The sequence below is a fragment of the Sinorhizobium chiapasense genome (genome assembly GCF_045277575.1).
Lineage (GTDB): Bacteria > Pseudomonadota > Alphaproteobacteria > Rhizobiales > Rhizobiaceae > Ensifer > Ensifer chiapasense_A.
The window spans coordinates 216,991-241,070 of sequence record NZ_CP144206.1; the positions used below are offsets into that span (position 1 = coordinate 216,991).

Below are 24,080 nucleotides of genomic sequence, written 5' to 3' on the forward strand. Positions count from 1 at the left end.
AGGATACCCGCATGACCAAGCAAGCCTTCGTTGCCCTCGTGACGTGCTTCAACGAGGACGAGACCATCAATTACCAGGCGACGCGCGCCCAGGTCCGCCGCCAGGTCGCCGCCGGCAACAACATCATGTGCGCCGGAACCAACGGCGACTTCACCGCACTGACATCAGACGAAAAAGTGCGCCTGACGGAAGAAGTGGTCGACGAGGTCGGCGGCCGGGTCAAGGTGATCGTCAATGCCGGCATGCCCGCAACCTTCGAGACGGTGAAGCTTGCGCGCGAATTCGACCGGATCGGCGTCGACGGGATCGCTGTCATCACGCCGTTCTTTATCGCCTGCACGCAGGATGGCCTTGTCCGCCATTTCTCCACCGTCGCCGACGCCGTGCAGACGCCCGTCTACCTCTACGACATTCCGGCCCGCACCCAGAACCACATCGAGCCCGACACCGCGCATACGCTCGCGGGCCACGGCAACATCGCCGGTATTAAGGATTCCGGCGGCGCAAAGGAGACGCTGGAGGCCTATCTGCAGGTTGCTAAGGAGGTTGATGGTTTTGAGGTCTATTCCGGTCCCGACCATCTCGTGCTCTGGGCGCTGCAGAACGGTGCGGCCGGCTGCATTTCGGGCCTCGGCAATGCTATGCCGCAGGTGCTTGCGGGCATCCTGAAGGCCTTCAATACGGGCGAGATCGGTGAGGCCGAAAAGCAGCAGGCGGTCTTCGCCGCTTTCCGCACCGACCTTTATGCGCTGGGCTTCGCCCCGGCCATGGTCAAGCGCGCGCTCTTCCTGCAGGACCCCTCCGTCGGCGCGAGCCGACAGCCCGCCCTGCTTCCGAACGCAGGGCAGGACGACCAGATCGCGACAATCCTTCGGAAATACGACCTTCTGGGGTGATGTTCCTCGGCGGCCGGGTCGGTGAGGAAGGCGAGGCGCCGGCTATTGCAGAAGCTGGTTGAACAGTTTTCCCAAGGTGCCGCTTTCCTCGGCAGGCTGCTCCGCTTCGGCGGGTTGCTGGTCGGGCTGCTGCACTTCCGGTACCGGTTGTTCGGCGGCGATGTCGGGTGTCGCCGCTTGTTCTTCAGCCGGCGGCGCGGGCGGCGTCTCGCTGCCCTCGGTCGCTTTGCCACCGATGATCTCTTCGATGGAGAGCTGATCCTCTCCCTCTTTGGCAGGCTTGCCGATGGCGCCGCCGATGATGTCGCGGATCGATCCGGCCTTCCCGCCGCCGGAGAGAAGTTCGTCGAGCTTCAGCTTTTCGGTGGGCAGTCCCAGCTTCTTCAGCGCCGACAGTGCGGCGTCAGGGTTCTTCAGCAGGCCTGAGAGATCGGGATAGATGCGCGGAGCAGCAAAGGAACCCTCGATCATCACAGGAACGCCGATGCCTTCGGTCGCGATATCGGCGCCTTGGCCTTCCAGCGAGGCGACGACGCGCGGATCCAAGCGGAAGTTCAGCTGGCCGTTCGGAAGGTTTGCCTCACCGCTGCCGCTCATGCGCACCAACGGGCCGATGAGCTTGATATCTTCGGTGCGTGCGACGCCGTTCTCAATCGCGAAGGAAGCCCCGAGCTCGGTAAAGCCGGTTGCGTTGTTTTCGTTCTGCTTGAAGCCCGACGACATCAGGCCGACGAGGTTGTTGTAGACATCGGCGACGTCGATGCCGCGGATAGCACCGTCGGAAAAGCGGACGTTCGCCGACCCCTGAAGCGCACGCTTGAGCGCACCGGCCGTGGCGCCTGCTCCTGTGATATCAAACTGGGCCTGCAATGCCCCTTCAAGATGCTTGAAATTCGCCAGGTCGATCAGCAGCGGGGCGGCCGAAGCGCCGGCAATCGAGGCCTTCAAGGTAATCGAGGCCTCTTCTCCGGTGCCATCAGCCTTGAGGTTCGCGGCCATCCGACCGCCATAGAACGGGCTTTCAGGCAGGTCGAGGCTGGCCACACCCTCGGAGATCACCAGGGTGGTTGCCACCGGTCCGGCAAAGACGTGGCCATATCCGAGCCTCTCGGCATCGACCTTGATGGACGCATCGATCGTTCGAAGCGACGACAGGTCCAGCGGCGCGTCGGCAGCGGGGCTGCCGGCTTTGCCCTTCGCTTGCGGCGATGCCGGTCGGGCACCGGCAAGACGCGCCAGGTCCAGTTCGGCGAAATGGAGCGCACTGGCTATCTTGAGCGGGGTACCCAGTTGTACCGAACCGTTGCCGGTCCCTTCGACCCCATTGACCGAAAGAGTGGCTTTTTGAAACTCGACGCCGGAGGCGCTGGCGTTGACCTCGCCCTTGAAGGCAAATTGCTCCACGCTGTCGCCGCCGCCTTGGCCGATCCAGGCCAGAAGCGCGCGCATATCGGCTGCCGCGAAATTCACCTTCCCGACATAGCTGCCCGCAAGTGCCACCTTGCCGTCAAGCGAGAGTGTCGCTTCCGGCATGCGCAGGTCGAGCTTCACGGGCAGCTCACCTGGCACCGAGCCCGAGAGCAGGTCGCGGACAGGCAGCCGCAAATCGGCATCGGCCGCTTTCCCGCGCCAAACCAGGTTGCCGGATAGGAGCACCGGCTTGGTAAGATCGTCGATCTTGACTGCCAGCTTCCTGATCTTCACCTCGCTCATCGACGGGTCACTGATGCCTGGCGCCACGAAGGTGGCGTCGCGCAGGCTCGCCGTGCCGCTTGCATTGACGGTCTTTCGGAATATGTCTCCGCCGAGGCCGCGGAACGCGAACCCGGTATTCATCGCAAGGGTGCCGGATAGTGGAACCGATTGGCCCGCGAGGCTCGCGAGCTTCGAAATGTCGAGCCCCTTGCTTGCGACGCGGCCCTTGAAGGTCGGCTCGCCCTTGCGGACGTCGGCGGTGATCTCGGCCGAAATGCCGCCGGCGTCTATGCCAAGATGCTCGAGCCGGGTCGTGAGCACTCCATCCTTCAGCGTCGCCGTCAGCGCCACATCAGCGGCGGAAATATCGTTGACGGAAATGGCGCCCACATTGACGCTGACATCGGCATCAAAACCGGCGAGTGCCTGCAAGCCGGCCGAAGGCGACTGCTTCTCCGATTGCCCCGCGGATTTGGACGACCCCGAGGCGCTGGTTTCGACAAAGGCGCTGAAATCCAGCTGGTCGGCACTGAGATCGGCCAAAAATCGCGGCCGGTCACCGGGAATGAACAGCGCATCGAGGCTGAGCTCTTCCCCTCCGACAAGCAGTTTGCCGCCGCGGATCTGGTAGCTGCCATTGCTGTTGAGCGCCACTTGCCCGCTGGCCTTGAGTTCGGTCAGGCCTGGTGCGAGCACGGGATCGGCTTCCACCGAGAGGCTGAGATTGGCCGGCTTGCGCTCGAGCAATGGGCGAAGCGGGGAGACGGAGAGCGCGATCTGATAGCGCCGGTCCTTGAGCCGGGCACCGGCCGACAGCGAAAGTTCGCCGTCGATGTCAGGGGCCTGAAGTGTAACGTCGAGATCGCTGACGACCTCATTCGCCCCGCCGTCATTCACCTGTCTCAGCGTGCCTTCGGTGATCGATATCGTATCGATCGCACTTCGTTCGAGGAAGGCGACCAGGGCGGCAAGCGGGTCATTCGGCTTTGCCGCGCCATTGCCGCCACCGTCGTCTTCCGCGGCTGCTGCGTTTACTGATTTCTGCCGTATCACCGCGACCGGTCGCGTGAGCCTGACTTCCTTGACGTGCAAGCGGTCCGACCAAAGCGAGGAGAGTGTCACCGAGCCGGCAACTTCGCCGATTTCCGCGGTCACGCCATCGCCTTCCGCGTCGAGCGAAACATTCTCGGCCACAACTGCCAAGTGAGGGATGACGGAAAGCCGGACGGGACCCTTCAGTTCGATCGAGCTGCCCGTCGCGCCCGAGAGCTGTCGGCTGAGTTCGGCACGCATCCAGTCGCTGGAAACGAAGCTCGGCAGGACAATGAGAGAGATGACGGCGAGAACCCCGAGCGCCAGCAGGCCAAGAAAGAAACGCCACATGTGTCTCTCCGTTGCGAAAGCGATTGATTCGGTATCGTTTTCCACGGCGGCGTGATTTGCAACTCTTGCGGTGTGATCACCTGGACGTCGCGGCACCTCCTGCGCCCGCGCTGACATCCTTCCTTACTTCCGCATCGCTGTTCGTCGTCAATACGTTCCGAGCCGCCGCCACGCATGTTCGCGGGCGATGCACGAGCGTGACCAGTACGAAGGACAGGATCATCAGCAGGTACCAGGCGCCGAGCTTCTGGAGCGATACCGGAGTCCAGCCATGGTGCTGCGAAGGATAGATCCAGGCGCGCGACCAGGTGCCGATATTCTCGGCAAACCAGATGAACAGGGCGACCAGCAGGAATCCGAGAAGCAACGGCATGCGGTGCCGAAACCGGAAGACGCGATAGTGCACTGTGGTGCGCAAGAACAGTGCCGCGGTGATCGCAAACAGCGCGTAGCGCAGGTCGATGACAAAGTGGTGCGTAAAGAAATTGGCATAGATTGCCAAGGCGAGCAGCACCGTCGCCCAGAGCGGCGGATAGCCGCCATAGCGCATGTCGAGGATGCGGGTCACGCGGGCGAGATAGGAGCCGACGGCGGCATACATGAAGCCTGAGAACAGGGGGACGCCGCCGATGCGGAAGATGCTTGGCTCCGGGTAGATCCACGATCCGACGGAGGTCTTGAAGATCTCCATCACCGTGCCGACGACGTGGAAGATCAGAATGACCTTGGCCTCGGCAATGGTCTCAAGCTTGAAGACGAGCAGACAAACCTGGATGGCAAGGGCGGCGAGGAAAAGGAAATCATAGCGGGCGAAGCCCATCTCCTCCGGCCAGAACAATTTCGTCGCGAGCATCAGGGAAAGCATGGCAGCGCCGAAAAGGCAGGCGAAGGCCTGCTTGATGCCGAACACGAGGAACTCCGTCAGACCGCCGAGGAGGCCGCTCGCCGGAAATCGGTCGAGCAGGCGATGCGCCACGGCGTCAATGCGCGCTTCCCGGCTCGTGAAACGCCTGCCGTCCGACATTTGAGCCACCGTTTCCGCCTCCGCTTCGCCGTTGGAGACGCGATGGCGGGACAATGCGGTTGAATTATGGATGGACGGCAACTGCCAGGTGGATGGACATGCGGACGCCTCGTTGCGACACTGGCTCATTCTATCTTTCGGCAGTGCCTGCGGGCCAGTGGCCTCAACGTGGGAAGGAATAGCGTTCGACGATCGCCCAGATGTCCTTGTTGACCCCCTGGAGCTGCTCGATGACGTCGTTGATCCGGGAGATCTCGGCATCGTTGATCTGCTCGATCTTGCCGTACTTGATCGTGTCCTTGCTGTCGAAGATCGCCATCAGCTGGGTGCTTGCCTGGTCTCCGGTCTCGTCGAAGGAATAGATGCAGTGGCTGTACTTGTTGCGAAGCTTCGCCTGCCGACCGAGCTGTTGCGTCAGCGCGAGAATTTCCTGCCGTTGGTTCGGCGGAGTCTTGTTTGTCTTGGCCAATCGCTCGACGAGCTCGATGCGAGCTCGCGTCGTGTTCAGCGTCAGGAAGATGACGATCGCCGTTTCCTTGTCCACCCGCGCAAGGCCGGCGATCAGATAGATGAGCAGGCTTTCCGTATTGGTCCAGGTGTAGTTGAGCTGCCCGATCAGGAGAAGGATGTCGTGAAATCTCGCCATTGGGCCCCTGCCAAAACCTTGCTGTCCAAGAACCATTCCGTTCCAGAATAGCGCATTCCCGTTTTCAGTAAATTCTTCCAATAGGACGATGCGGCGCACGTATTCGGTGCCGGCTCGGTCGCGTGCAATGACTCCGTTTAAAAGCTACTTCTAATAGGTAATACCTTGGGCGGACCGAGGGCAACGGTCGCGCTACCCCGGCGAGGTTAACCCGAAGTGGCAGCTTACAACACGTGTCTGTTTGCGACAGACTGCTGGCGCAACCGGAGAGCAGGATGCACTCAGGCCTTTGAGGGCTGGTCACTGCACCGAATGGAATAATGCCCTTTTTAGAACCTGATCAGCTCTTCTCGACCAAGTGGGAGAGAGAGCAGCTCTATTTTAGTTGATTGCAAATTATTGACATACGGGCGCGCAAGCGCCTCGGAGGATCCAAACTTTCATCAAAACCAACCGCAGCCCGCTGATGGCCCAAATCCGCGTAAGAGAAGAATGCGGTTCGGCTATAGCGGTCTCAACTTGAGGTGATCGTTATGAGCAAGGACAAGAATTTCCTGTTCCCATGGGACCCGAGCCAGGACCAGAGCCAGGACCAGGATCAGGGTCAAGGCCAGGGACAAGGACAACTGCAAGCTGAGCTCCAGGGCCAGCTCCAAGGTCAGGGACAAGGCCAGGGCCAGGGGCAAGGACAAGATCAGGGCCAGGGGCAAGGACAAGATCAGGGCCAGGGCCAGTCGCAGTACAGCGAATCCTACAACGGCAACCTGAATGGCAACGGCAATCTGAACGGTAACGGCAATGCTAACGGCAACGGCAACGGCAACGCCAACCTGAACGGTAATGGCAACCTGAATGCCAACGGCAACCTGAACGCCAACCTCAATGAAAACACGTCGAACACCCATGTCGACGTCGACAGCAAGACCAATGTCGACGTAAAGGTCGATGTCGACCTCGATGGTTACAAGCCGTCCGACGATGACTTCAACGACATCGACCACTCGACGATCGACGGCATGGCGAGCACGAGCTTCAAGGACATCTTGAATGACTCGCTCAACGGCAACAACAACGTGGCCAACGTCTTCAGCCAGAACGCCATCATGTCGGATGACGACAACGCTGAAAACATCCACAACAGCGGGCAGCTGAACCAGAACGGCAGCGCCTGGGGTGGCATCGCTACGTCCGGCGACGGGATCCAATCCGGTGCTGACGGCGGCGCAGGCGGAAGCAACGCCTCCGCCAATGGTGGCTACGGCGGCGACGGCGGTCACACGATCGGCGGCTTTGCTGCCGGCGGCGAGGGTGAGGGCGGCGATTCCGACAACGACGGCGACGCAACCGGCGGGCATGGCCTTGGCGGTATCGCAGCCAGCGTCGGCGTCGGTGCGGACGGCACGAGCGGTGACGCCAACGGTGGTGCTGCCACGGGTGGTGCCGGTGGCGCCGGCGCCGCGGGTCTCGGCGTTGGCCTCGGTCTTGGCGTCGGCCTGGGTGTCGGTGCCGCAGCCGGCGGCGACGGCGGTGATACCACTGCCGGGAACGGTGGGGAGTCGGGTGACGTCGAAAGCGACGAAGCCAACGCGTCGGACGCTGGCGACGGTGGGGATGCCGGTGGGTTCGTGCTTCCGATCCTCAACTTCGGTGGCGACGGTGGTGACAATGACGGTGGCAACAGCGTAGCACTGGGGCAGACCGGTGACGCCGGCGGTGGTAGCTCAGGCAATGCCGGCAATGGCGGCAACGGCTTTGGCGCAGGCTTCGGTGCCGGCGGCGGCTTTGGTGCAGGCGCTGGCTATGGTGGCGATGGCGGTGCCGGCGGTGCTGCCAATGCGAGCGCTGGAACCAGTGGTGACGCCTTCGGCGGCGACGGCTCCGGCGGCGCGGCTGCCGGCGGTCATGGCCTCGGCGGTCTTGCCCTCACGGGCGCGTGGGCCAGTGGCGGTGAAGGCGGTGCGGCCCATGGTGGCGATGCCTGGGGTGGCGACGGCGGTGCCGGCGGCAACGGCGGCTTCGCGACCAACGGCGATGGCGGCATGGGCGGCGATGCGGGCACCTGGGGTTCCTTCAACGGCGGCGACTCTGTGGTCGAGGGGCTCTCCCAGGCGACGGCAGATGCCACGATCGACACCAATGCCTTCAACCAGCAGATCGTGCTAGGCGCGAACCTGCAAGGCAACACGATCGACATGACGGTCGTCGGTGGTGACTACCACGCCGACGTGATCGGTCACGACGACAACGCCTGATCGTGAGGTGACGCGGCCGGTTCCAACGGTTCGCAATCGGTTTCGAACAGGGCTGCGCGGGTTCCCGCGCAGCCCGTCATGACCCGATCCGCTAAGGGCACTACCGGCAACAAAGAGGAGACACTAACCATGTACTCCGCGAAAATCTCCGAATCCATCGCCCATTTCATCGGCCTTTTCCAAGTCTCGATCGAAGATGTTCGCCTACGCGAAGCGCACGAGAAGTTCGACCCGGAACGCGAAGTTCATAAGGATCCGAACGACATCGAGGCCGCGCCCGTCAAGGTGCAGGCTCCCTACGATCTCGACGACTTCAATCCCGACGTTCCCTACCATCCGCTCGACACGGACATCTCTGGGCCCGTTCCGGACGGATATGCCGGACTGCCCTTTCCGGAGCCCCCGCTCACGGAAGGTGTGATTGACTGCAGCGACGTTGAAGGTGTCGCGCAAACCTGGTCCATCAAGGCGTCCGATGTCGGCACGCCGCACACCATCAATCCCCCGGGGTCGGTGGCGGTCTACAGCCAGCAGACCGTCGAGCTCTCGGATAACGATTTCGTCGATATGGGTGGGCACGGATTGAAATCCGGCCTGCATATCGACGACAGCGCGACGATGGCTCAGCTCATTGACGCCGCGCAGCAGGTTTCGCCGCTGGGCCCCGTGGACGTTGCCGGCTCCGATGCAACGATCGCCAGCCTGGTTACGACGACGGCCGCGACGCTTGATGCCTACTCTCCCGACGATACGGGACAAGTGGATGGGTTGGCTGCCAGCCAATTCGTCGCCAAAGGCGACACGCTTGAAGGCATCCATGTGAACGGTGAACTCGTCGAGAAGGCGCCGGTTCTCAAGGATCATCTGCCAAACCCCGACGAACCGTCGAACGAACCCGATGAGCCTGAACTGACGAACGGCCCGAAGGAAGCCAGTGGTGCTGTCGCGCACGGCGAGGGCCCCGTTGCAGTCACGGCTGCGGTTGAACTGGATACCGGCAGCAATACGCTGGTCAACGAGGTCGTCATTTCAGGTAACTGGCTGCAAGCGAATGTCCTTGCAGCTGCCGGCGATCACGTCCAGCACAACGCCATCATCCAGACCAATGTCTATTCCGACAACGACGCCGTGGGCGCCACGCTCGCCGGCGGGGAGCTTGCGGCGGAAAAGGCGACCGAGGCGCTCAATATCGCATCGTTCCAGCATGTCGAGCCTACGGAAACCGCACACAACGAGACGAACGCTTTTCCCAAAGCTTGGGCCATCACCGAAATCAAGGGTGACCTGATGATGGTGAATTGGCACCAGCAATTCACCTTCATGTCCGACAACGACACCGCGATCCTGGCCGCCTCCGGCTCCAAGCTGTCGATCATCGCCGGCGACAACACCGCCGCCAACCAGCTCTCGGTATTGGAATTGGGATATCGCTTTGATCTCGTCTTCGTCGGCGGAAACGTCTTCGACGCTAACATCATCCAGCAGACCAACATCCTGCTCGACAACGATTTCATCGGGGCTGTCGGCGGTTTCCATATGAGTGGCCATGGGTCCGTTTCGACGGGCGGCAACCTCTTGTGGAACTATGCCAGCATCGTTGAAGCCGGTGGTGCGGGTCCGGTGAACCCGATGCCCGAAAGCTACCTGTCGGCCCTGCAAGATCTCTCCGAAGGCAAGAACCCGTCGTCGAAAGACTTCATGCACGATGCCGCCTTTGCCGGATTATTGGGCCTGAGAGTGCTCCATATTTCCGGCGACCTTCTCAGCCTCAACTACATTCAGCAGACCAATATTCTGGGCGACAGCGACCAGGTGACGCTGGCCATGAATGCGCTGATGGAGCGTCCGGATGCGGACTGGACAATTTCGACAGGCAAGAACGCCCTGATGAACTACGCCGGCATCGTCGACGTGGATACCGGCAAGACCATCTATGCCGGTGGCAGTATCTATTCTGACGAAGTGCTCGTGCAGGCCGAACTGATCAAGAACGAGCCCTTCCTCGAGGGGCAGGATCCGAATGCACTGGCGAGCGAGGCAGTCGTCTTCCTCGGCGACGACATGCTGAGTCCGGATACCGGTCATCAGTCACAGGGCCACGCATCGCCGCATTCGGCCATGCATACGCCAGACACCGTCAGCGTCGATCCCATGCATAGCATGGTCGCCTGAAGGGGCGCGGGAGGATTCCATGACCGACCGCACCGACCCGTCGCGGCAAGACGTTACCGAAGCCGGAAACGCGCTTTCTGCGGATGCCGATGGGAAACCACGGCAGGCCGAATGGCCGGATGCGCAAGCCACTCAGCAGCGGTTCCTTCGCAGACTTGATCATCAGGAGAGCATCTTGGACCGAGCCGTAAAGGAGATCGACGGGGTGGCAGAGCAACTGCGCAGAGCGGCGGCCAACGGCGCCAGCGAAAATGAGGGCAGGGCAAACCCCAGCGGGGCATCCGTTGCGGGCCCAAGCGCCAGGGCTGCGAGCCAGACACCTCTGGCCGCCCACGTGACCCCACCGCCGACGAATATCGTGCCCCAGCCAGTCAAACCCGTGCCGACGACCACAAACGCGGCGCCTCCGGCAGACAATGCCGCGCAGATGGGCAGCCTCGCACAGCGCGCCTGCCCCCCGAAAGCCGAGATCCCGGCCAAGGTAGAAACGCTCTCGGCCCTGCGTGATCGGATGTCGGCGGAACAGCGGCCAGCGCAAGAGCAGCGCAAGCCCGATGTCGACAAACCGGTTGTCTGGCCGGCGGCCGAAGTGAAGGAGAGGAACTCGCCGCCGGGCATGGTCGTGATCGATGGCGATCGCGGGCCGATCACGGCAGAGGCGCGACCATCCGGCAAGGATGGCGGCTCTTCGAGCGGCAATGGTGGTCACGGCGGCGGCGCAGGCGTCTTTCACAAGCGCCTGGGGCCGGTGGATTTCACCACGAGCCTCAAGGCCGGCCTCAAAGCGATCAGGCAGAACCTGATGATCGTTATGGTGTTCACGATCGCCACCAACGTCCTCGTCCTCGCGATACCGGTCTATCTGTTTCAGATTTCCGACCGGGTACTGACCAGCCGCTCGATCGACACGCTGGTGATGCTGACGGCCCTGATCGTCGGCGCGGTGGTGCTGCAGACGATTTTCGACGGTATCCGCCGCATGATCCTGATGCGGACGGCGGTGGAGGTCGCCGCCCAGCTGGGCGCACCGATCCTGAGCGCCGCCGCAAGAGCCGCCCTTCACAGCAACGGGCGTGAATATCAGACGCTCGGCGACCTGCAGCAGCTTCGCGCTTTCCTGGTATCGGGAACGCTGCTTTCCTTTCTCGACGCGCCGATCGCGCCCTTCTTCGTGCTGGCGGTATTCCTCATCCATCCGCATCTCGGCGCGATCGTCATTACGTCGGCCATTCTTCTCCTGATCGTGACGCTCTTGAACCAGCGGGCGACCGCGGCCGGGTTCGGGGAGGCGACCAACTACCAGACGAAAGCGAACCTTCATCTGGATTCGATGTCGCGCAATTCGCAGATCATCAATGCGCTGGCGATGATCCCCGAAGCCGTCCACATCTGGGGCAAGGACATGGCCGGCTCGCTCAAGGCCCAGGTTCTGGCACAGGACCGCAACATCGCCTTCGCGTCGCTCTCCAAGGCGGTGCGGCTGCTTACCCAGGTGACGATGCTCGGCTGGGGCGCGAACCTGGCTCTGCACGGCCAGCTGACGGGCGGCATGGTCATCTCCGCCTCGATCATCGCCGGCCGCGCGCTCGGCCCCATCGAAGCGGCGATCGAGGGCTGGCACCAGGTGATCCAGGCCCGGGCCGCCTATGGGCGGATTTCCGCGCTGCTGCATACGTCTCCGCTCAATTTCGAGCGGCTGAAACTGCCGCGGCCCGAAGGACGCCTCGACGTCGAGCGTCTGCTCTTCGTTCCGCAGGGCACCAAACGGGTCGTGCTCAACGGCATTACCTTCGCGCTCGAGCCGGGCGACTCGCTTGCCGTGATCGGCAGTTCCGGTGCCGGCAAGACGACGCTCGGAAAGATGCTGGTCGGCTCGATCCTGCCGACGTCAGGCAATGTCCGCCTCGATCTCATGGACCTTAGGAACTGGGACCAGCGCCAGTTCGGTGAGAGCATCGGGTATCTGCCGCAGGACGTGCAGCTTTTCCCGGGGACGATCAAGGCCAATATCGCCCGCATGCGCGAAGATGCCACCGATGCGGAGATCTACGCCGCTGCCAAGCTCGCCGACGTCCACGACATGATCGCCATGCTGCCACATGGATACGAGACCGTCGTTTCGGCCGACGGTTCGCCGCTCTCGGGCGGCCAGAAGCAGCGCGTCGCGCTGGCGCGCGCCTTCTTCGGCAATCCACGCATGGTCGTGCTCGACGAGCCCAATTCCAATCTGGACACGTCAGGCGAAACGGCGCTCACGCGCGCGCTGGCGCATGCAAAGCGCGAGAAGATCACGGTCATCACCATCACGCAGCGCCCCGCGCTTCTCAACAGCGTCGACAAGGTCCTGCTGCTGGTGAACGGCACCGTGGCCCTCTTCGGCTATCGGCAGGATGTTCTCAAGGCGCTCGCTGCGCGCGGGGTGAACACCGAAGGTAATCCACTCGACCAGACCCAACTTCCGTAGGCGATCATGACGGACGTAGCCAAAGTACAGGACCTGACATGGTACGCGGAGGTACCGCGCTCCATATGGCAACACACGCTGATCGGTTTCGTGCTGATCGGCGTCACATTCGGCGGCTTCGGTGTCTGGGCCGTCACCGCACCGTTGGCGGCGGCGATCATCGCGCAGGGCAGTTTCGTCGCCACCGGCCAGAACAAGGTGATCCAGCATTTCGAAGGCGGGATCATCAAGGAGATCCTGGTCAGCGAGGGCGATCGCGTGACGGCAGACCAGCCGCTGATCCGTCTCGATGAGACGGCCGCGCTTGCCAATGAGCGCCAGTTCTTCCTGCGGCGGGCGAGGCTTGAGGCGATCGTCGCCCGCCTCAATGCGCAGGCGCATGGTCTCAAGGAGATCACATTGCCCGATGTTCTGACATCGCACCTGAAGGATGATCCGGAAATCGTGCCGATCGTACAAAGCCAGCAGCTCAATTTCCAGACGTGGAGAAGCAAGCTCGATAGTGATATCGGCCTGCTGAAGCGCAACATCGAGAGCCTGCAATTCCGGTCCGAAGGCTTCCAGGAGCAGTTGAAGGCGGTCCGCGAGCAGCGCGCCCTTCTCGACGAGGAATACGCCGGCAAGAAAGTGCTGCTGGCGAAAGACCTGATCCGCAAGACGGAGATCAAGACCATCCAGCGGGCGATCGCCGATGCCGAAGGCCAGATCGGCCGGCTGATGTCGGAAGTCTCCGAAACGGGTGCACAGATCCTGAAGCAGGAGCAGCAGGTGAACCAGACGGAAGAGAGCTACAAGGAGGCGGCTCTCGACGAGTTGCAGAAAGCTGAAGCCGAACTGGACACAGTGCGCGAGCAGTTGCGCGGGGCCACCAATGTGCTGCGCCGTGCCACGATCAACGCCCCGGTGAGCGGGACGGTCATCAGGATGCACTATCACACATCAGGCGGCGTCATCGAAAGCGGCAAGCCGATCATGGAAATCCTGCCGGCCGACGTGCCTCTCATCATCGAGGCACAGGTCCTGCGCACCGAGATCGACAATATCAAGGTCGGCGAGAAGGCAACCGTGCGACTGACGGCGCTGAATCAGCGCACGACGCCAGTTCTCAACGGGCAGGTATTCTATGTGTCTGCCGACGCCTTGCCCGTGCAGACGCAGGACGGGACGCGCGAGGTTTACCTGGCCCGCGTCAGCCTGCCGGCCAGTGAACTCGCACGCGTCCATAACTTTGCCGTGACGCCGGGCATGCCGGCCGAAATCCTCATCCAGACGGCCGAGCGGACCTTCTTCGATTATCTTACGAAACCGATCCGCGACAGCATGGCCCGCGCCTTCATGGAAAACTGATCGTGGCCTTTCGACGGTCGTTCGCAGAGCGTGCCAATCGCCCGGGATATCAATTCGCGGCGAAGCAATAGAAGAGGCCCTCGCCACCGGTACCCTTGAAGGCTTCGATGGTGCAGCCTCCGCGCGTCACATGCGAGGAGTTCCAGGATTTCGCTTCGGCGGAATCGTTCAGGCCCGTACGGTCGCTGTGGCCGACGATCGCCGCCCCGTCCGCGCCACCCATCGTCCAGTTGCCGCAGGTGTCCGGTGCCGCGGTGCCATCTGGCTTCGAGCCGGTCAGAATGTCATGGCGGTTGGGTGTGTCGCCACGCCCGCTGATGACCTCGCCCTTCTCGTTGAGCGTGGTCTGTTTGGTGAGGTTGTTCTTGTCGCTGTGGAGGGAAGCAACGTCGTCGGCGATCTTCTCGCCCTTGGCGTTGTACCATGGGCCCTTGCCGATCCGGTCCTTGGCATTTTCGCTGTCGGTGGACAGATAGGCTTTCCACGTCTTGCCGGTCGATCCGGCCGCTTTTGCCAGGGTGTCGCAATAGGCGTCAGCGCCCGTGAGGCCGCCAAGATCGCCGCCCTTTCCGGGGTTCACGCTGGTGACGAAGAAACTCATGCTGTTGTCCTGAGCAAAGGCTGCTCCGGAGCAGGCCAGGACGAATGCGAGAACTGCAGGTCGGCTTCTCATGGCTCTCTCTCCCATCGGTTTCAGGAAAGCCTAATGGGCGTGCTTGGCCGAGTAAAATCGAATTGGCGTGATGAATGGACGAGCGCTGGTCACCGGGCAACGGGCAAGGCACCCGTTGCGCGCAGGACGCATGGCTGGCTTGCGAAATCCCCGCTACGATTTCGGCGCGATCGCTATATATTCAAAAACATCGAAGCGATGCTCCTCCTCCCGCAGAGCTTCGACAGGCGAACGACTTTCTCCTCCTCCCAAAGGTCGTTTGCGAGATCAGCGCCACTCCTCCTCCTAAGGCTGCTGATCGGTTTTCCAAAGAGCCTGCCGCTCCTCCCGCGGCGGGCTCTTTTGTTTTTCGCCGGATGGAAACCTCACCTTGCGCCCATGCACTGGGAGCGACGGCGGGTGCATGGGGCGCTCCAACTTTGCGGAACAAAGCGCCGGCTGGACGGTTGAATATCAAGGAGGTTCCAATGTCTATCCGGCAGTTGAAATCCAGTGTGGAACTGAAATCACCGCGATGGGCGTTTCACCACGGCGCCGGGCGTATCCGGCGGGCAGAAGGCGGTGATGCGCGCGGCCGAGCGACGGCGGAAGAACCGCGGGCGCAGGTCGTCGACGCGGGCGATGGCGGTCTGGTAGCCCCCGATCTCGATGCCACCCTTGAACCCGATCGCAGCCACCAACCGTCTCCGCACGACTACAGCCGTCCGGCGGTCAAGCTTGGCAAGCTGGTTTCCGTCCAGGATATGCGTGACGAGGACTGCTCCGGCGGGCCGGTGTGGTTGGCCGTGCTCGGCGATAATACCAGCGACGCGATGCGACAGTTCATCGGCCTGGTGCTCGCCTTCATCTTCCTGTCAGCAGTCTTCTTCTGGTTCCTCGCATAGGGCGACGAAAACGGGCGACATTGCCCGATCTCTGCAGTGCCGCGACGGTTGACGAGGGAAGGCCAAACCCTAGATAACCGGCGACACCCCGCCCCTTCCAACGCCAGCGAGCTCATCATGTACTATAGAACCTTCGGCCGCAGCGGCCTCCGCATATCCGAAATCGGCTATGGTGCCTGGGGCATCGGCAAGAGCCATTGGCGGGGAGCGAGCGACGACGAGTCCGCCCGCGCCCTTAACCGCGCGGTCGACTTGGGCCTGAACTTCATCGATACCGCACTCGGCTACGGGCAGGGCCACAGCGAGAAGCTGATCGGGGCTTTGCTGCGCGAGCGGTCGGAGACGATCCATGTTGCCACCAAGATTCCGCCGAAGAACATGCAATGGCCTGCCCACGCCGGCACGCCGGTTGAGCAGACCTTTCCTGCCGACCATGTGATCGCCTGTACCGAAATGAGCTTGCGCAATCTCGGCGTCGACACGATCGACGTCCAGCAGTTCCATGTCTGGTCCGATGAATGGGTCGGCCGTGGCGACTGGCTGGAGGCGGTCGAGCGGCTGAAGCGCGACGGCAAGATCCGCTACTTCGGCGTCTCGATCAATGACTATGAGCCCGACAATGCGCTGAGGCTGATTGAGACCGGTGTGGTCGACAGCGTGCAGGTGATCTACAACATCTTCGAGCAGGCGCCGGAGGAAAAGCTGCTGCCCGCATGCCTCGAACACAAGGTCGGCGTCATTGTTCGCGTGGCGCTGGACGAAGGCGGCCTGACCGGCCAGATCCGCGCCGACACCGTCTTCCCCGAAGGGGATTTTCGCGAGACCTACTTCCGGGGCGAGCGCAAGCGCGAGGTGGAGGAGCGCACGCAGAAGATCGTCGAAGACCTGGAGATCGCGCCCGATGCGCTCGCCGAAACGGCGCTGCGCTTCGTTCTCAGCCACCCTGCGGTTTCGACGGTCATTCCCGGCATGCGCTCGGTGCGCAACGTCGAGCGCAACTGCGCCATCGGCGACGGTCTGGGCTTGCCGGATGCTCAGCGCGCAAAGCTGAGCGCCCATCGCTGGCGGCGCAACTTCTACCGGGATTGAGCGGCCGCGCCGCGCAGCTTGGCGGTCATTATCGACACGAGCGGCAGCGCTCCTTCGGTGCCTCCGACGCCCGGATGTGCTATCCATAGGGATGGTCGAGCCTGGGGGCGCCGATGGAACAAAAACTCGCGGTCATCATGGCCGCCGACGTGGCCGGCTACAGCAGGCTGATGGAGATCGACGAGAAAGGTACCCTGGCGGCGCTCCTGGGGCATCGGCAGCAGCTTCTGGACGTGGAGGTTGCCGCGCATCACGGCCATATCGTCAAGCTCATCGGCGACGGCATGCTGGTGGAGTTTGGCACCGTGGAGGATGCGGTCCTGTGCGCGGTCGAGATCCAGCGCGGCATGCGCATGAGGAATGAAAATGCGCCCCGGGATCGACGGATCGAATTTCGTATCGGGATCAATATCGGCGATATCCTGTTCGAAGACGGCGATGTTTATGGTGACGGGGTCAACGTGGCGGCCCGCATCGAGGGCCTTGCGAAGCCCGGCGGCGTCGCCGTCTCGTCCTCGGTCCACGACACCCTGGGCAGCCGTCTCGGCCTCGTCTTCGAAGACACCGGCGAGCAGGTGCTGAAGAACATCGGTCGTCGCGTACGTATCTACGACATCGTCATCGACGATGCTGGCATGCCCGAGGAGGGCGCCGCTCCGGCGCCGCCATTGACGGAGATAGGAGGCGATCCGCCGCTCAAATCGAGTCGTGTGCTCATCCACGTGTCGCGATTTGTGAACCTGAGCGGCAATCCCGATCAGGAGTATTTTGCCGTTGGGATAACGGAGGACGTCGCCGCGGGCCTGTCGCGTTTTTCCGGATTGAACGTGATCGTCCGCCCGCCGCGCCCGGAAACCCACCACCAGACAGCTGCCACCTACTACACACTTGAAGGCAGCGTCAGGCGAGTTGGCGACCGCGTCAGGGTCAACGCCAACCTGGCCAACGCCGCTGGCGAGCGCATCTGGGCGGAGAAGTACGATTTCGATCTGGTCGACATGTTCGAGGTGCAGGACGAACTGTCCCGCTCCATTCCGGCGGCCCTGAACGTCAAGATCGAAGAGGCTGAACGATACCGGGTGCTTGCCAAGCCACTCAAGGGCTCGAACGCCTACGATTTCTATCTGCGCGGCCGGCATCTCGAAAAGAGCCTGAAGCCGGATGAGACCAGGGTCGCCAAAGAGATGTTCCTTGCAGCCGTCGCTGACGATCCGAGCTATGCGCGTGGGTATCTCGGGCTTGCCTGGCTGGAGATCCGCAAACTGAAGTGGAACGAACGTGTCGACATGGAGGAGACCCTTGGCAGTGCCTTCGCGTCGGCAAACAAGGCACTGGAGCTCAGCCCCTATGACGCCGACGTTCATTGGGCGCTCGGTGTCGTCCATTTGTGGAGGGGAGAGGCAGAACGCGCCATCGGCTGCTACGAGCGCGGCCGCGAGCTGGCGCCGAACAATTGCGACCTGCTCGCGGAATATTGCGATGCGCTGGGCTATCTCGGCCTGCTCGAAGACGCGATCAGGATTGGCGAGCTGGCCCTGCGACTGAACCCCAGTCGCCCCGACTGGTACTTCTGGAACGTCGCGGCTGCCAAATATCTCTGCGGCCAGTATCACGAGGCGCTGGCTCTCCTGGAGAAGATGGCCGACCATGGCTCCGCCTACCGCTTGCTTGCCGCGACCTATGCGCAAGTCGGCCGCCTGGAGGATGCGCGCCGCGCCGCGGCCGAACTCTTGAAACTCAATCCGGAATTTTCGATCGAGCGATACAGTTCTCGCGCACCCTACCGGGACAAGGCACTCCTCGCGCGTTACGTTGAAGGGTTGCGGCTGGCCGGACTGCCGGAATGAAATCCGATCGGCGTGCCGGAGCCGCAGAGGCCTAACCAGTTGGAGGAAAGGCAATGTCGGAAACAGTCAATGTCCGGTACATGGTCGACGACGTAGAGGCGGCGATCGCCTGGTACACGACCCATCTCGGCTTTTCGGTTCTGTCGAGCCACGCGCCGGCCTTCGCGGATGTCCAGCGCGGTGCACTGCGGCTCCTGCTCAGCGGGCCGACGAGTTCGGCGGGCAGGCCGATGCCGGATGGCCAGAAGCCGGGACCCGGCGGCTGGAACCGCATCCATCTGATTGTCGACGACCTCAAGGCCGAAGTGGAACGGCTGCGCCACGCCGGCGTCACGTTTCGCAACGACATTGTCACCGGTCCTGGAGGGGCGCAGATTCTGCTGGTCGACCCCTCCGGAAATGTCGTCGAACTGTTTCAGCCAGCGGGCCGATGACTTTCGCGCCCCGAGGACGTTCGTCGATGCCACGCGTACCGCTGGGGTGCGAGAGATGGGCGGTTTTCAGCCGGCGCTGGTGTCGACCACTTCGAAATCGTGCGTGATGGTTGCGGTCTTGGCGAGCATGGCCGAGGCCGAGCAGTATTTTTCGATCGAGAGCGAGATGGCGCGTTCGACCTTGTTGACCGCCAGCCCGCGCCCCTTGACGATGAAGTGCATGTGAATGCGGGTGAAGACGCGGGGTTCCGTCTCGGCGCGATCCGCATCGAGTTCCACGACGCAGTCCTCAACCGGTTCGCGGCCCTTTTCGAGGATATGGACGACGTCATAGGCCGAGCAGCCGCCCGTGCCGATCAGCACCATCTCCATGGGGCTCGGCCCCGGGGTGCGCCCTTCCTCACCGAAGGCGGTTCCCAATACGACTTTGTGGCCGCTTCCAGACTCTCCGACGAAGGTCCGGTCTTCCACCCATTTGACGCGTGCTTTCATGTGTCTCGTCCCGTTGCAGCAAATGCCCGGATCATGGACCAGGGAGGTCGATGATCTCCAGTTCACATAACGTCTCGAAGGGTTTTCGCAAATGGCTCGCTTCCGCTAAAATGGAGCCTGTGTTCATTTGCACGCGAAACAGGGCGAGGATCAGTCGGATGAACGAGACGACCGGAAAATCGGCTGACAGTTCCGGCGCGGTGGTCCATCCGCCGATCGCCTGGGTGTTGGCGGTGGGCGGTGGCCTCGTGCTTGACCGCCTCTACCCGCTGCCGTTCGTGCCTGACGCGGTACCCGGCGTTGTGATCGGTGGCATCGTCTTTCTCGCCGGTCTGGCACTGCTGATCTGGTCAGCCATGACCTTCGGCCGGGCGGGAACCCAGATCCAGATCGACCGGCCGACCACCACGATCGTTGAATCCGGGCCTTACCGCTTCACGCGCAACCCGATCTATACGGGCATGTTCCTCGGCTTGATCGGCTTTTCCATCGTCTTCGACAGCCTGTGGCTGCTGATCCTGCTGGTCCCCTTCTACCTTGTCATCCGCTATGGCGTCATCGCCCGCGAGGAGGCCTATCTCGAGCGCAAGTTCGGTGACGTCTATCGCGCTTATAAGGGGCGTGTCAGGCGCTGGCTCTAGATCACGACGATCCGTGAGAGGGGGAGGGATGCGAGCGGAAACCGCTCGCACTTTCCTCATCCCGCTCGAGCATGAATCAGGTACGGAGAGCTTGAAACCGCCCGGAGGGCGGTGGCCAGGCGCTCGATGTCGCGAGGCAACAGCCCGGCAATGTTGATGCGACCGTTCGCGGTTCCATAGACGCCGAAATCCTCGCGGAGTCGGCTCATCTGGCGCTGGTCGAGCGGCAGCAGCGAAAACATGCCTTTTTGACGGCGCAATGCCTGGAACGTCTCCGGAGCGCCGCAGCGAGCGAGCGCCGCGGTGAGGTCGCGGCGGATCTCGGCGACGCGCCGGCGGCTTGCTTCGAGTTCGGAAAGCCACATTCCGGGGCTTTCGAAGAGGTGAGCGGCAATGGCGGCGCCGTGCTCCGGCGGCATGGAATAGTTGGCTCGCGTGATCCTCTCCAGTGTGGCACGAATGTTGCCGAGCAGGTTTCGCTCTGGCGCGATCACCATCGCCGCACCGGTCCGTTCGCAGTAAAGGCCCATGTTCTTGGAGCAGCTTGCCGCAACGAGCACCGTGTCGAGTTCTTGAGCGAAATGGCGCAAGCCCGCGGCATCCTGTTCGATCCCGTCGCCGAAGCCCTGATAGGCCATGTCGATAAGGGGGATCAGTCCTCTCTCCTTGCAGAGCATGGCAAGCCGGCGCCATTGCTCTGATGTCGGGTCGATACCGGTCGGATTGTGGCAGCAGCCATGGAGGAGAACCACGTCACCCCGGCGGGCTTCCTCGAGATCCGCGACGACCGCGTCGATATCGGGGCCGGTCTCGTTCTCCTGCCAACGGAACGCCCGCACGATCAGGCCCGCGGCGGTCATGATCGGGCGGTGGTTCACATAGCCGGGATTGGTGTTCCAGACCGTCGCGCGCGGCGAGACGAGAGCGATGAAATCGGCGAGGACTCGAAGCGCGCCAGTGCCACCAACCGTTTGGATCGTGCATTGACGGTCGAGCGCCTCGGCGCCTTCACCGAGAAGCAGTCTCGACATTCCCTCGTTGAACGCCAGGTTCCCGGAGAGTGCCCTGTAGGATTTGGAGGCAGCGGCGGAAGCGAGACGCGCCTCAGCATCCTGCACGGCTCGCATGACCGGAGTTTGGCCGGAAGCATCGCGATAGACCCCGACGACGAGGTCGATCTTGTCGCCGCGACGATCCTGTCGAAACGCGTTGATGAGGGCCCACAACGGATCGGGGTCGGCGATTGGCAGAGCAGCGAGCATGCTTGGGTTCCTGTCGTTCTTGAAACTAATGGCGGTTTGCCAAGATTACGCCCGTGGTGGTGACCAGGATGCCGATGGCGGTCGCGAGCGCGAGGGCCTCGCCCAGGATCGGAATGGCCAGCAGGCTTGCAAGCGCCGGTGCGAGTGAGCCGAGCGTCGCGCTTCTGGCAGCGCCGAGCCGCGAGATCGCGAAGGCGTAGCCGACGGTCGAGACGAGACCGACACCGAGCCCCTGGACCAGAATGAAGGGCAGGGCCTGGTGCCACGAAAATTGCCCGATATGCGTGGTGACGGCGCCCGTGAGCAGCAACGGGGCGAGGATGACGAGCGAGCCGATGGAGAGCAGCAGACCGTTGCAGATCGCATCCACGCCGGTGCGGCGAAGGCCGATCGTGTAGGCGCCCCAGATAAGGCTCGCGATCAGCAGCAGGCCGACGCCGCGCAGCGTCTCGATCGTTACTGCATGCTGCTGCCCGACGACGATGCCGATGACGCCGGCAAGGATCAGCGCGAGTGGCAGCCAGCGCTTCCTCGCAACGCCCTTTCGCTCGAGCAGAAAGGCGAGCAAGGCAACGGAAAGCGGCGTCGTTCCGGCAACCAGCGCGCCGACATAGGCCGCGGATGTCGCCTTTGCGCCCTCGGAGACGATGAAGAAGAACGGCACGCCGCCGAGCAAGACCAGGACCGCATCCCGTAGCTTGACCTTGCGAAGCGCAGAGAGCCGCTGGGGAATGGCCGGCAGCAAAGCGATGATGGGGATCGCGAAGCGGATGACGGCGACGTCAGCGGTGGCGAGCGGCGACGCCCCGATGGCCCGCATGGTCAGCGCAAAACCCGCCCAGACCAGGACGACAATGGAGAGCACAACGTAGCCGGTTGCCGTTGGCGTCAGCCATCCGGTTCTCGATTGCTGGAAATCTGACGTCACATCGGTCATGCGGAGCCTCGCTGTCTGGATGGCTCACATGATATGCTTCTCGGGCAGTCGATTTCTTGCTATTTCACTGGCCTGACACATGGACTTTGGCAGAATCTGCCAACGGGGAGGGGTGAATGGACGAAAAGGACAGGCAGCTTATCTGGGCGCTGCAGAAGGACGGCCGCCTTTCCAATCAGGACCTTTCCGAGAAGGTCGCGCTGTCGCCGTCGCCGTGCCTCAGGCGGCTGCGTTTGCTCGAAGAGGCGAAGATCATCAAGGGCTATACGGCGATCGTCGATGAGGAGGCCTATGGTCTACCGATCACGGCGTTCGTCCGCATTCGGCTCGAGCGCCACTCCGAAGCCTCCGTCGCCGCTTTCGAACGCAAGGTGAGAACGATCGACAACATCCAGGATTGTTATGTCATGACCGGCGAGGCGGACTATCTGCTGCGTGTCCTGGTGACGAGCCTCAAGGACTACGAACAGTTCGTCCGCACGCAGTTGCACAACATCGAGGGCATTGCGGCGATCGATACAAGCTTTGCCTATGGCACGGTCAAGCGCGCGACCGTCTTTCCGCGTCTGTAAGCGGCCGGCGAATGCCGGGCCTCGTCACGCCGCCCAACGTCGGAAGATGACGCTGGCGTTAACGCCACCGAACCCGAAGCCGTTGGAGATGGCATGATCGAGCGGCATCTTTCGTGCCGCCCCGGAGACGATGTCGATACCGTCGGCAGCCGGATCCGGCGTTTCGAGGTTGAGCGTCGGCGGCACCGTCTGGTCGCGCAGCGCAAGCACGGTAAAGACCGCCTCCAGACCACCGGCAGCACCCAGCAGATGTCCGGTCGCGGATTTCGTCGCGCTGACGGCGATCTCGCCGTTGCGGCCGAAGACCGATTTGATCGCCTCGATTTCGCCCCTGTCGCCGACGGGCGTCGATGTGGCATGGGCATTGAGGTGACGGATATCGCCCGGCCGGATGCCGGCCTGGGCAATGGCTATTTCCATGGCTCGCCGGGCACCAGCACCGTCCTCCGGGCCCGAGGTGATGTGGTGGGCATCGGCCGTCGTGCCATAGCCGACGAGTTCGGCGATCGGCGATCGGCGTCGCGCCGCGCGCCAATGCGTGCTCCAGCGCCTCGATCACGACGATGCCGGCGCCTTCACCCATAACGAAACCGTCACGACCGACATCGAACGGCCGCGAGGCGCGATGAGGCGTCTCGTTGAATCCGGTCGACAGGGAGCGGGCGGCGGCGAAACCTCCGAGGCTGATGGTGTTGATGCAGGCTTCCGCCCCGCCGCAGATCGCAATATCCGCCTCCTGTGCGCGGATCATCCGGGCCGCGTCGCCGATTGCCTGGACACCGGCGGCGCAGGCGGTTACCGGGGCGCCGATCGGCCCTTTGAAACCGTGACGGATCGAAACCTGGCCGGCGGCGAGGTTCACGAGAAACGAGGGCACGGTGAAGGGCGAGAGCCGCCGCACACCGCGCTGGTCAACCGTGCGGACCGCCTCCGAGATTGCCGGGAAGCCGCCGATGCCGGACGCGATCACCGTGGCCGTGCGCTGCTGTTCAATCGCGCTTGCAGGCTTCCAGCCGGACTGCTCGATTGCCTCTTCCGCCGCCGCCAGCGCCAGCAGGATAAAGCGGTCCATCTTGCGCTGGTCCTTCGGCGGAACGATCCGATCGGGATCGAAGCCATCGGAGGCATCCTCGGCAAGGGTGGGCACCGTCCCACCGATCTTGCTGCTGAGTTCGCCGACGACTTCTTCCGGCAGAAGCCGAAGCCCCGAGTCTCCGGCAAGAAGCCGCGACCAGCTTGCCTCCACGCCCGCTGCCAAAGGGCTGATCGCCCCCATTCCCGTTACGACGATGCGACGCATCGGTTCTCCTGACCTGGGTTACGCAACCCGAACGGAAAACCATTCGTGTTGTTCCGAAATTGCTCTGGTT

18 protein-coding genes and 1 pseudogene are annotated in these 24,080 nt (G+C 62.7%); 11 read left to right on the plus strand and 8 right to left on the minus strand.

Annotation, left to right across the window (positions count from 1 at the left end; genetic code table 11):
* The first annotated feature begins 11 nt into the window (after nucleotides 1-11).
* Nucleotides 12-896 carry a dihydrodipicolinate synthase family protein gene (locus tag QM996_RS19980; protein ID WP_334197807.1) on the plus strand — a complete coding sequence of 295 codons (885 nt, stop codon included), beginning with the start codon at nucleotides 12-14 and terminating at the stop codon, nucleotides 894-896.
* Between the two features lie 42 nt (nucleotides 897-938).
* On the opposite strand, the gene QM996_RS19985 is transcribed toward QM996_RS19980, so the two are convergent.
* From QM996_RS19985 to QM996_RS19995, 3 genes are all read right to left on the minus strand, one after another.
* Complete coding sequence (locus QM996_RS19985; protein WP_334197808.1) at nucleotides 939-3,974, minus strand: AsmA family protein; 3,036 nt, start codon at nucleotides 3,972-3,974, stop codon at nucleotides 939-941.
* Nucleotides 3,975-4,050: 76 nt separating this feature from the next.
* A complete protein-coding gene (locus QM996_RS19990; protein ID WP_334198734.1) occupies nucleotides 4,051-4,998 on the minus strand; it encodes a DUF817 domain-containing protein in 948 nt (315 codons plus the stop codon).
* Between the two features lie 163 nt (nucleotides 4,999-5,161).
* Nucleotides 5,162-5,644, minus strand: coding sequence for a hypothetical protein (locus tag QM996_RS19995; RefSeq protein WP_334197809.1), 483 nt, complete (start codon nucleotides 5,642-5,644; stop codon nucleotides 5,162-5,164).
* A gap of 533 nt (nucleotides 5,645-6,177) precedes the next feature.
* On the opposite strand from QM996_RS19995, the gene QM996_RS20000 reads away from it, so the two are divergent.
* The 4 genes from QM996_RS20000 to QM996_RS20015 all read left to right on the plus strand — a co-directional run bounded on the left by QM996_RS20000 (nucleotide 6,178) and on the right by QM996_RS20015 (nucleotide 13,879).
* Nucleotides 6,178-7,896 carry a hypothetical protein gene (locus QM996_RS20000; protein WP_334197810.1) on the plus strand — a complete coding sequence of 573 codons (1,719 nt, stop codon included), beginning with the start codon at nucleotides 6,178-6,180 and terminating at the stop codon, nucleotides 7,894-7,896.
* A 129-nt stretch (nucleotides 7,897-8,025) separates the two neighbouring features.
* Nucleotides 8,026-10,068, plus strand: a complete 2,043-nt coding sequence (locus QM996_RS20005; RefSeq protein WP_334197811.1) for a type I secretion protein — start codon at nucleotides 8,026-8,028, stop codon at nucleotides 10,066-10,068.
* Nucleotides 10,069-10,240: 172 nt separating this feature from the next.
* Nucleotides 10,241-12,532, plus strand: a complete 2,292-nt coding sequence (locus tag QM996_RS20010; protein ID WP_500270524.1) for a type I secretion system permease/ATPase — start codon at nucleotides 10,241-10,243, stop codon at nucleotides 12,530-12,532.
* 6 nt (nucleotides 12,533-12,538) lie between these two features.
* Nucleotides 12,539-13,879 carry an HlyD family type I secretion periplasmic adaptor subunit gene (locus QM996_RS20015; protein ID WP_334197813.1) on the plus strand — a complete coding sequence of 447 codons (1,341 nt, stop codon included), beginning with the start codon at nucleotides 12,539-12,541 and terminating at the stop codon, nucleotides 13,877-13,879.
* A 49-nt stretch (nucleotides 13,880-13,928) separates the two neighbouring features.
* On the opposite strand, the gene QM996_RS20020 is transcribed toward QM996_RS20015, so the two are convergent.
* Complete coding sequence (locus QM996_RS20020) at nucleotides 13,929-14,552, minus strand: hypothetical protein (protein ID WP_334197814.1); 624 nt, start codon at nucleotides 14,550-14,552, stop codon at nucleotides 13,929-13,931.
* Between the two features lie 467 nt (nucleotides 14,553-15,019).
* Here QM996_RS20020 and QM996_RS20025 point away from each other — a divergent pair, with 467 nt between their 5' ends.
* The 4 genes from QM996_RS20025 (at nucleotide 15,020) to QM996_RS20040 (ending at nucleotide 18,806) form a co-directional block, all read left to right on the plus strand.
* On the plus strand, nucleotides 15,020-15,436 hold the full coding sequence (locus QM996_RS20025; protein ID WP_334197815.1) for a hypothetical protein: 417 nt from the start codon (nucleotides 15,020-15,022) through the stop codon (nucleotides 15,434-15,436).
* A 117-nt stretch (nucleotides 15,437-15,553) separates the two neighbouring features.
* Nucleotides 15,554-16,525, plus strand: coding sequence for an aldo/keto reductase (locus tag QM996_RS20030; protein ID WP_334197816.1), 972 nt, complete (start codon nucleotides 15,554-15,556; stop codon nucleotides 16,523-16,525).
* Nucleotides 16,526-16,638: 113 nt separating this feature from the next.
* Nucleotides 16,639-18,372 carry an adenylate/guanylate cyclase domain-containing protein gene (locus QM996_RS20035; RefSeq protein ID WP_334197817.1) on the plus strand — a complete coding sequence of 578 codons (1,734 nt, stop codon included), beginning with the start codon at nucleotides 16,639-16,641 and terminating at the stop codon, nucleotides 18,370-18,372.
* 53 nt (nucleotides 18,373-18,425) lie between these two features.
* Complete coding sequence (locus QM996_RS20040; RefSeq protein WP_334197818.1) at nucleotides 18,426-18,806, plus strand: VOC family protein; 381 nt, start codon at nucleotides 18,426-18,428, stop codon at nucleotides 18,804-18,806.
* Between the two features lie 66 nt (nucleotides 18,807-18,872).
* Here QM996_RS20040 and QM996_RS20045 read toward each other — a convergent pair whose 3' ends face one another.
* Entirely contained in the window at nucleotides 18,873-19,298 is a 426-nt protein-coding gene (locus tag QM996_RS20045) for an OsmC family protein (RefSeq protein ID WP_334197819.1), read from the minus strand.
* Between the two features lie 158 nt (nucleotides 19,299-19,456).
* Here QM996_RS20045 and QM996_RS20050 point away from each other — a divergent pair, with 158 nt between their 5' ends.
* The gene (locus QM996_RS20050) at nucleotides 19,457-19,939 is read left to right on the plus strand and encodes a methyltransferase family protein (protein WP_334197820.1); all 483 of its coding nucleotides are present in this window, start codon (nucleotides 19,457-19,459) and stop codon (nucleotides 19,937-19,939) included.
* 56 nt (nucleotides 19,940-19,995) lie between these two features.
* On the opposite strand, the gene QM996_RS20055 is transcribed toward QM996_RS20050, so the two are convergent.
* Together QM996_RS20055 and QM996_RS20060 are read right to left on the minus strand one after the other, a co-directional pair.
* Nucleotides 19,996-21,201: an aromatic amino acid transaminase gene (locus QM996_RS20055; RefSeq protein ID WP_334197821.1), complete on the minus strand. Its 1,206-nt coding sequence runs from the start codon at nucleotides 21,199-21,201 to the stop codon at nucleotides 19,996-19,998.
* A 25-nt stretch (nucleotides 21,202-21,226) separates the two neighbouring features.
* The gene (locus QM996_RS20060; RefSeq protein ID WP_334197822.1) at nucleotides 21,227-22,138 is read right to left on the minus strand and encodes a DMT family transporter; all 912 of its coding nucleotides are present in this window, start codon (nucleotides 22,136-22,138) and stop codon (nucleotides 21,227-21,229) included.
* A 116-nt stretch (nucleotides 22,139-22,254) separates the two neighbouring features.
* Here QM996_RS20060 and QM996_RS20065 point away from each other — a divergent pair, with 116 nt between their 5' ends.
* Nucleotides 22,255-22,710, plus strand: coding sequence for an Lrp/AsnC family transcriptional regulator (locus QM996_RS20065; RefSeq protein WP_334197823.1), 456 nt, complete (start codon nucleotides 22,255-22,257; stop codon nucleotides 22,708-22,710).
* 24 nt (nucleotides 22,711-22,734) lie between these two features.
* On the opposite strand, the pseudogene fabF reads toward QM996_RS20065, so the two are convergent.
* Nucleotides 22,735-24,010, minus strand: a pseudogene (gene fabF, locus QM996_RS20070) (beta-ketoacyl-ACP synthase II).
* Nucleotides 24,011-24,080: the final 70 nt, after the last annotated feature.